We start from the raw sequence: 9,211 nt of genomic DNA on the forward strand, positions 1-9,211 counted from the left end.
AATTCTACTTTTTCTATAAAACGAAAAATGAGCCATGTTAGTACTTATATATAAAAATAATTTAGATCACTTACTTAATAATAAATTTTTAAAATAGATAAAAATGAAAGCATTTGTTTTCCCTGGTCAGGGTTCTCAGTTCGTAGGTATGGGTAAGGACCTCTACGACAACAACGCATTGGCAAAAGAACTTTTCGATAAGGCTGATGAAATTCTCGGCTTTAAGATTACTGATATCATGTTCGCTGGTACAGACGAGCAGTTGAAGGAAACCAAGGTTACCCAGCCTGCAGTATTCCTCCACTCTGTTATCTCTGCTCTTTGCCTGGGCGATGAGTTCCAGCCTGCTATGGTAGCTGGTCACTCTCTCGGTGAGTTCTCAGCCTTGGTAGCTGCAGGTGCTATGGCCTTCGAGGATGGTTTGAAGCTGGTGGCTGCACGTGCCAACGCTATGCAGAAGGCCTGCGAGGCTAATCCTGGAATTATGGCTGCCATCATCGGTTTGCCTGATGAGAAGGTTGAGGAAATCTGCGCTCAGGTTAGCACAGAGGGCAACGTTGTAGTTGCTGCCAACTACAACTGCCCTGGTCAGCTCGTTATCTCTGGTAATGTTGATGCTATCAATGCTGCCTGCGAGCAGTTGAAGGCTGCCGGTGCCAAGCGTGCCCTGCCATTGAAGGTAGGTGGTGCTTTCCACTCTCCATTGATGCAGCCAGCAAAGGACGAACTTCAGGCAGCTATCGAGAAGACTGCTTTCTCTGCTCCTAAGTGCCCTGTTTATCAGAATGTAGATGGCAAGCCTCATACAGATCCAGCTGAGATTCAGCAGAACCTCATTGCTCAGCTCACAAGTTCAGTACGCTGGACAGCTTCTGTTCAGGCTATGATTGCTGATGGTGCTGACGATTTCACAGAGTGTGGTCCTGGCAAGGCTTTGCAGGGTATGATTGGCCGCATCGACAAGACTGTAGGTAATCACGGTATTGCATAATCATCTATCAGAATTATCATGCGTTTTATCTTTCCGGCAAAGGCGTTGCCGGGAGGATAAAACGTTTTATCATTTAAGTAACGACCGCTAAATGAAGGAAAAAATAGTTATTTACCAGGTTCTCCCCCGATTGTTTGGTAACAGGAATACCACCCGTAAGGAGAATGGCAGCATTGAAGAAAACGGTTGCGGAAAGCTTAATAACTTTAGTGATGAGGTGTTGGCCCGTATTCATGACATGGGTTTCACTCATATCTGGTTTACAGGTGTGATTCGTCACGCCACACAGACAAACTACTCATCTTACGGTATTCCTACCCAGCATGCTGAGGTAGTAAAGGGCAAGGCTGGATCGCCATACGCCATTACCGACTATTATGACATCGACCCTGATCTGGCCGTGAATGTCAGCCTGAGAATGAAGGAGTGGGAGAGTCTTATCGAGCGTACGCATAAGGCTGGCATGAAGGTCATCATGGACTTTGTGCCGAACCATGTGGCTCGTGAGTATCATTCCATCTGCAAACCGGCAGGTGTACGGGATCTGGGAGAAGATGATGATGCCAATATGCACTTCTCTACGAAGAATAATTTCTATTATACATGGGGCGATCTCGACCTGAATGAAGTTCGCTACTCTAAACCGGAGTTCAAGGCTTATAATGCCAAGGATGCCAAAATCTATGAGCCATACGAGGAGAGTCCGGCAAGAGCTACGGGAAATGACCGTTTCGACAACCGCCCGGGTTGCAACGACTGGTATGAGACCGTGAAGCTCAACTATGGTGTGGATTACTGCGATGCAGGTGGCAGAAGCTATCACTACGAGCCGGTGCCAAGCACTTGGGGTAAGATGACGGATATCCTGCTCTACTGGGCAAGCAAGGGTGTAGATGGATTCCGCTGCGACATGGCAGAGATGGTGCCTACGGCATTCTGGTCATACGCTACGGCGATTCTGAAGTCCAAGTTTCCTCATATCATTGTTATCGGTGAGGTGTATGATCCTAACCAGTATCGCAACTATGTGAAGGCGGGATTCGATTATCTCTACGATAAGGTGGGTATGTATGATTGTCTTCGCGGTGTGATTCGTGGTGAGCGTCCGGCAGCCAGTATCACTCACGAGTGGCAGGTGGTGGATGACATCCGCGATCATATGCTCTACTTTCTGGAGAACCATGATGAGCAGCGCATAGCCAGCGACTTCTTCTGCGGCAGCGCCATGAAGGCGATTCCTGCAGCAGCCATGAGTCTCTTCTTCCAGAAGAATCCTTTCATGCTCTACAGCGGACAGGAGTTTGGCGAGATGGGTATGGACAAGGAAGGATTCAGCGGCAGAGATGGCCGTACTACGATATTCGACTACTGGAGTCCGGAGACCCTGACCCATGCTTATCAGGAAGGTGAGGAGGAAGCATATACTGCAGAGCAGAAATATCTGGCTGCTACCTATCGCCAGCTTCTCCGTCTTGCCAATGAGGAGAAGGCGCTTCGCGAAGGTGATACCTTCGACCTGATGTATGTGAATCCGGGTTCAGAGGGCTTTGATCCACGTACCAATTTTGCCTTTCTTCGCAAGAAGGATAATGAGGTGATGCTCATCGTGCTCAACTTTGCCCAGGAGGCTCGCCAGCTGCAGGTATGCATCCCTGGTCATGCTTTCGATTTCTTCCAGATCACGGAAGAGGAGGTTCTGGTAACTGAACTGTTCTCGGGAGGCAAGAAGAAGGTAGAGTTGAAGAGGGATGGCGTATTCCCGATATCAATGGATGCTAACGGAGTAAGAATCTATAAATTCAATGTCAAGATGGAGGAAAGTGATATCATATTGAATGAGCATCATAAGGAGGAATTCCCTCCTGCTCATACGGCTGAGCATCTGCTCAATCAGTTGATGGTTCGCCTGTTTGGCTGTGAGCGCAGCCGAAATGCACATATTGAGCGCAAGAAGAGTAAGATGACCTTCGTAGTCGATCACAAGCCTACCCGCCAGGAGGAGAAGGAGATTGAGACGGAGATGAATCGCTTGATAGAGCTTGATATGCCTGTGACTTACGAGTTTGTGGATCGCGACCACATTCCAGCAGAGGTGAAACTCGATCGTTTGCCTGATGATGCTAGTGAAACCTTGCGTCTGGTTCGTATCGGCGATTATGATGTTTGTCCATGTATTGGCAAGCATGTCCGCTCAACAGCTCAGATTGGCAAGTTCGTATTGCTTGGTACCAATTGGGATGAGAATGCGCATTCTTTGCGTATCCGCTTCAAGATTGTACAATAATATAAAATAAGCAGCAATGGAGTAATAGCCCATTGCTGCTTTTTGTCTTGTATAATCCCTGCTTCCTTCTTTCCTTTTCTTTCGCGCACATAAATGTTTTTTCTCGAAAAAGTATCAAAGTATCATTGATTTCTGGCATATTGTTGATACATAAAGGCTTATAAGGTGAGACTTCCGAATATGTTTACCAAAAAGTATCATGGAAGTATCATGGAAGTATCATGAATTCCATAGAAGTATCATAAAATTCAGGTAAGTCGCTTACAAGAAAGCCTTTTTGGGAGGATTTATATCTAGAAAAACAGGAGTAAAAACTAAGAAATGTCTAGTATTTCCGTTTTATATAATTGATAGTGTCTTCCTTTTTAGTTTATAAAGTATGTTTATATTAACCAGGAATAAGATGGAAGACAGACAACTGAAGTTAGGAATAAGCACATTGGCTGGTCCCTGAGTGCCCGTCACACGGTCACTCAGGGACCATGTGATGGGCATCGACAGACCAAGTGATGGGCTCTCATTGCCCGTACGGTGGGCATCGAGTGCCCATTTTATGGGGTGATTTTTGGGCAATTTATTTGAGCAAGCGATTGTAGTTTCCTATATTTAGTTGACTATATTTTTGTGTTTTTGTACAATGCTTTATGGTGATTTGATGATACTTCTATGGAAATCATGATACTTCTATGATGCTTCTTTGTAAACATATTTAAAAAGTAACATTTTGTAAACCATTATGTATCAGCAATATACAAGCGAACAATGATACTTTGAGACTTTTTTAAAGAAAAAATGTTTATGTGCGAGTGTAAAGGAATGGGTGAATCTGCGTCATTTGTAAGCGGCTCCTCGCATCATTTTCCTGAAAAATACAGAAAGTTAGAAAAAAACTCTTGAAAGTTTGTCTGTCTCATTTCTTTATGTTATATTTGCATCCGTAAATATCAGTATATTGAAGATAAAGGCTGATATAATGGATAAATATCATTATAATGATAGATAAATAAATGAAAGATTATGGCAGATTTATATGAATATTCTACTCCGGAGTTAGTACGTTTGCTGGGAGTGAGATTCAAGGAATATAGAATGAGATGCAATCTCACCCAGAAAGAGGTAGCCAAGCTTACGGGGCTTGGTTTGACCACCATCCACAAGTTTGAGAATGGAACAGCGGGCAATCTTTCGCTTGCCATTTTTCTTCTCTTGCTGAAGGTGGTGGGGCAGATTGATGCCATAAATGATGTGCTTCCAGAACTACCCCCTTCACCTTATCTGATGAGAAGGGATGAGAAAAGGGCACAGAGAATACGTCATACTAAATAATAACTGGTTATGGTAAATACGTTAAGAGTAATACTTTGGGACGAGGAAATCGGTCGCTTGGCATGGGACGAACACCGTAGGCTATCGTACTTTATATATAATCCAGAGTTTTTGAAGAAGGGAATTGATGTTTCTCCTCTTCAAGCCCCTGTGCGTGGTATTCGTGCAATGACACCCGTGTGGGGAGAGGATGCCAAAATGTACCAAAAACTTCCTGCATTTTTGGCAGATTCGTTGCCGGATGCTTGGGGTAATCAGCTTTTCGAACTTTGGCGAATTCAAAATCATATTCCTAATGCTGATATAACTCCGTTGGATAAACTATCCTTTATCGGTAAGCGAGGTATGGGTGCATTGGAATTCTTACCAGAGGTAGCAAAGACGGATAAGGCAGAAAAGATAGATGTCAAGTCGTTGGCAGACTTGGCTGAGCGCATTTTCATCGAGCGTGAAAATGCCCATATCATGCCAGAGGAATCTATCACTATGCAGTCCTTGCTTACGGTGGGAACATCGGCTGGTGGACGCCAGCCTAAGGCTATCATTGCCATCAATAAAACTACGGGGGAGATACGAAGCGGTCAAGTGGCTGGGCTGCAGGATTATGATTACTATATATTGAAATTTGGCGATACGAAATATAGTTCTGCCGAGATAGAGATGACCTATTACGAGATGGCCATCAAGTCGGGAATAGATATGATGCCATCCAGACTATATGAGATTGATGAAAACAGGAATTTTATAACGAAGCGTTTCGACCGTGATGGTGAGCGGAAATTGCATATGCAGACCCTTGCTGCGATTTCTCCAGAAACCGATAGTTATGAAGGACTTGTGGCAGTCTGCAGAAAATTACATTTGCCGGAGACTGATTGCCAGGAAGTATTTCGAAGACTTGTGTTCAATGTACTTTCCAACAATACGGATGACCATACAAAGAATTTCTCTTTTGTGATGGACGAGGCGGGTCTTTGGCGTTTGTCGCCAGCCTATGACCTCACTTATATTATAGATACAGGAGGTTATTTACCCAATACGGGTCATTGTATGTATGTAAGGTCTAAGCTGCATCATATTTCTTACGATGATGCCATTCTGTTTGCCAAGGACAATGGCATTCGGCGTGCTGATGCAATCATCAGGGAAGTAGCTGATTCTCTGCGGCAATTCCGTGAAATTGCCAAGCGGTATGCCGTTCAAGACAGGTGGATCAGTTCCATAGAGTCAGCTATCAATGCTCATCTTGTATCATGGGGATTGGAGGATAAGGGCGACAGTTTGGTTGCTTTTGAAATTGATGGCAAAAGTTGTACAGATGTTCGTATAGAGCAGGCGTACAAGGGCAACTTCCATTTGTATGCAAGTATAGATGGGAGAGACTGTAAGTTTATTATCGGGAAGAACAAGCCCGAATATGCTTTGATTCAAGAGACGGGATTGTCGAATCTTCCGGAGACGATGCTCAGAGATTTGGTTGCGAAATATCTGGTGAGATAGAATAAATGGGATAAAAAACAGAAAACGGCAGTTTCTTTGATAATACTTTTCTATTGTCTTCATCAATTATGGGGATAAAATCATACATAGTGCAATGTACTTGTTGTATATTAGCTATATTAACGAAGCAACAAACTTTGCAGAAAGCCTAGGTGGTGGTATCGATACTAAGGATTGGGGACATGAGAAGGATGAAGATGAGATAGAATGGATAAGACGATGTTTGCGACAGGCAACGAAGATGGTGAAGCCAATAATAAAAGGAGACTAAGACGATAGAAAGCTATTAGGGAGAGGAAGTATGTCAAACACACCTCTCCATAATACTTTTAACACGAGCAAGTAGTTTTGCTATTTAACATATCAGGAACTGGCATAATCAATAATCGGGTACTGTATCTGCTTGTATCCAAACTATAATAATGCAGTATGAATTTGACTCTCAATATAAGCAAAATGCTAAATACGGCTTGATTTTATCCTTTTTACGTATGTTTTCGTTGATTTATTGTGACTTTTTCTTTTATTCCAAGATTTTTGGCTATTTTTGCAAGACAAAGTACTGTGTGTGTTATATAATCAATGTAACTTACATTAGAAATTAATTTAAAGAGATTATTATGGCAATATTTTATCCTTCACTTGAAAAAATTTCAAAGTTCAAAGTCTCAGCTACTGCTGGGGAGTGGACACTTTTAGAGTTTCTCAAGAATTGCTTAGATGATTCTTTTGAAGTCTATTTCAATCCATTTTTAAATGGTGACAGACCTGACGTGCTCATTATGAGAAAGGGATATGGCGTAATGATTATAGAAGTAAAAGATTGGAACTTAAGCAATTTTTGCTTAAACGAGAAGAAGAAGTGGATATATATACCAAATTATTCTATCGTAAAGTCACCTATTGACCAAGTCTTGAAGTATAAGAATAATCTTTATGATCTTCATGTTGAAGATTTATTGCAAATGAAGATAAGAGATTTTCGCCATTTCAATATTGTTGCATGTGCAGTTTACTTTCATTGTGCAAGTCAATATGAACTTGAGAATATGCTTATAAAGCCATATAAAGATGACAAAAAATATCAATCATTCCTAACATACAATATGGATTTTATTGGAAAAGACGGACTCAACGAAGAGGATTTTATTAATCTTCTTAAGAAACGACGCATTGTTGCAAAATATCCTTCTTGGCTATTTACGGATGTTTTGTATGAAAACTTTAAAAGATTATTATCACCAGCGGAACATTTAAAAGCAGAAGGTAAACCATATAAATATTCTGACAAACAAAAAAATATTATATATTCAACAAATTTAGAGCAAAGAGTACGTGGTGTGTTTGGGTCTGGAAAAACTACAGTCTTAGCAGCTAGAGCTGTGCAAGCATACAAACGGGCTTTGTCACGTAATAACACCCCACGTATATTAATTTTAACTTACAATATTACGCTCAAAAATTTTATTCATGACAAACTTAATCGCGTTGATGAAACCTTTCCACTGGAAAGTTTTATCATTATCAATTATCACCAGTTTATAAATGCAGAGCTCAACAATCTAAATATTGAAATGGAAATTCCAGAAGGAATGGATAAAGCTCATATATCCGACTATTTAGAAAAAATGTATTATGGGAATGTTCAATTGTTTAATGAGCATAAGAATCAAATAGTCAAATATGATGCTGTCCTCATTGATGAGATACAAGATTATCACAGATCTTGGATGGAATTTATCAAAAATTTCTTTAGAGATCCTCAAGGGGATTATGTGTTATTCGGAGATGTTAAACAAAACATTTACGGACAACCTACCCTACAGAAAGATGTTGTAACAAATGTTCGAAGTGTAAATGAATTAAAGTATTGTTTTCGTTCTGATTTTAAAGTAAGAGATCTTGCACAATCATTTCAAAAAAACGTATTTGGTGACAAGTATGATACTGATGATTTTTCAGAAAATGGAAGTTATGATTTTTTTGGTCAGCAACAGCAAAAAGAAGGCTATATAAACTATATGTATCTTCAGGACAAAGATCATATTAGATCTTTATATAATATTATACGTGGAAATATACTGAATAAAGCAGGAAATATATCTCCTAATGACATAACAATACTGGGATTTACAACAGGATTGTTCAGAACATTTGATGCTTACTACAGATATGCATGCAGAGAAAAAAACAATAGTATGCTCGAAACGATAGAAACAATGTATATGAGTAACCTCAATTATATTGGGAAAAATAATGATAAAAATCCAAACACAGGATGGTTTAACAACATTACGGAACATCTGAAGAAAAAATTGTTTATCAAAAGAACCACTCTTTATGATACTGATATAATTAAACTAAGACAGCATATTGCTATCTTATTTACACTCTATGACCTTTTTGTATCTTATCCAGAGAATTTTAGAGAAAGGTTAATTGAAGAATGCGATAAATGTGGCATTAGTATTGACGCACTAATCGCTTTCAGAAAACACTATGAAGAAATTTTAACTCAATTAAAAAAGAAGTTTATAATTCAAATTATAAGAGTATAAGAGATAACAAGAAACTCCATTTTTGGATGAATAGTGGTACCATAAAAATATCCACAATTAATTCATTCAAGGGATGGGAAAGTGAAGTCGTCTTTCTTATACTCGAACCGAAATATGACAAATCCACAACTTTTAATTTATCTTTTGATGAGTTGTTATATACTGGAATGACCCGGTGCAAACGGAGTCTAATTGTGATAAATTTCGGCAATGAAGAATATGACATGAAAATCCGCCCTTTGATAGATAACATAAATCATTATTGTTTGTCCAATAACATTGAGTGAAAAGATGAAAATCCAAGCAAAGTGGAAATCTTATAGTTGACGATTAGATTATTCTAAGCTCCAAGGAAGGTGGTGTTACCCCACCGCCTCCCACCTTGGGATTTCGTAGCAAAGGTAACAATTCTATTTCGGAAAATGTTTTATTCGACAGATAAAATGTGATTTTAAGGTCTGATTTAACATTATTAAACCTTAATTCCGCAACACTATAGTTTAACATTATTTATAAGTGCCTGAGCAACAAAAAGTTGCCCAGGATTTTGCC

7 protein-coding genes are annotated in these 9,211 nt (G+C 40.1%); all 7 read left to right on the forward strand.

Annotated features, from left to right (window positions below):
- Positions 1–103 precede the first annotated feature (103 nt).
- The 7 genes from fabD (at position 104) to AAAT87_RS14360 (ending at position 8,946) form a co-directional block, all read left to right on the forward strand.
- Positions 104–991 (forward strand): ACP S-malonyltransferase, encoded by an 888-nt coding sequence (gene fabD / locus AAAT87_RS14330; protein WP_296973190.1) that lies wholly within the window; start codon positions 104–106, stop codon positions 989–991.
- A gap of 91 nt (positions 992–1,082) precedes the next feature.
- Positions 1,083–3,275: an alpha-amylase family glycosyl hydrolase gene (locus AAAT87_RS14335; protein ID WP_349226793.1), complete on the forward strand. Its 2,193-nt coding sequence runs from the start codon at positions 1,083–1,085 to the stop codon at positions 3,273–3,275.
- Positions 3,276–4,292: 1,017 nt separating this feature from the next.
- Positions 4,293–4,601 (forward strand): helix-turn-helix domain-containing protein, encoded by a 309-nt coding sequence (locus AAAT87_RS14340; RefSeq protein ID WP_349226794.1) that lies wholly within the window; start codon positions 4,293–4,295, stop codon positions 4,599–4,601.
- Positions 4,602–4,610: 9 nt separating this feature from the next.
- Positions 4,611–6,101 (forward strand): type II toxin-antitoxin system HipA family toxin, encoded by a 1,491-nt coding sequence (locus AAAT87_RS14345; RefSeq protein WP_349226795.1) that lies wholly within the window; start codon positions 4,611–4,613, stop codon positions 6,099–6,101.
- A 94-nt stretch (positions 6,102–6,195) separates the two neighbouring features.
- Positions 6,196–6,372: a hypothetical protein gene (locus AAAT87_RS14350; RefSeq protein WP_349226796.1), complete on the forward strand. Its 177-nt coding sequence runs from the start codon at positions 6,196–6,198 to the stop codon at positions 6,370–6,372.
- 349 nt (positions 6,373–6,721) lie between these two features.
- The gene (locus AAAT87_RS14355; RefSeq protein ID WP_349226797.1) at positions 6,722–8,659 is read left to right on the forward strand and encodes a nuclease-related domain-containing DEAD/DEAH box helicase; all 1,938 of its coding nucleotides are present in this window, start codon (positions 6,722–6,724) and stop codon (positions 8,657–8,659) included.
- A 26-nt stretch (positions 8,660–8,685) separates the two neighbouring features.
- Entirely contained in the window at positions 8,686–8,946 is a 261-nt protein-coding gene (locus AAAT87_RS14360) for an ATP-binding domain-containing protein (protein ID WP_349226798.1), read from the forward strand.
- Positions 8,947–9,211 lie beyond the last annotated feature (265 nt).

This window comes from Segatella sinensis (genome assembly GCF_040095255.1).
GTDB lineage: Bacteria > Bacteroidota > Bacteroidia > Bacteroidales > Bacteroidaceae > Prevotella > Prevotella sinensis.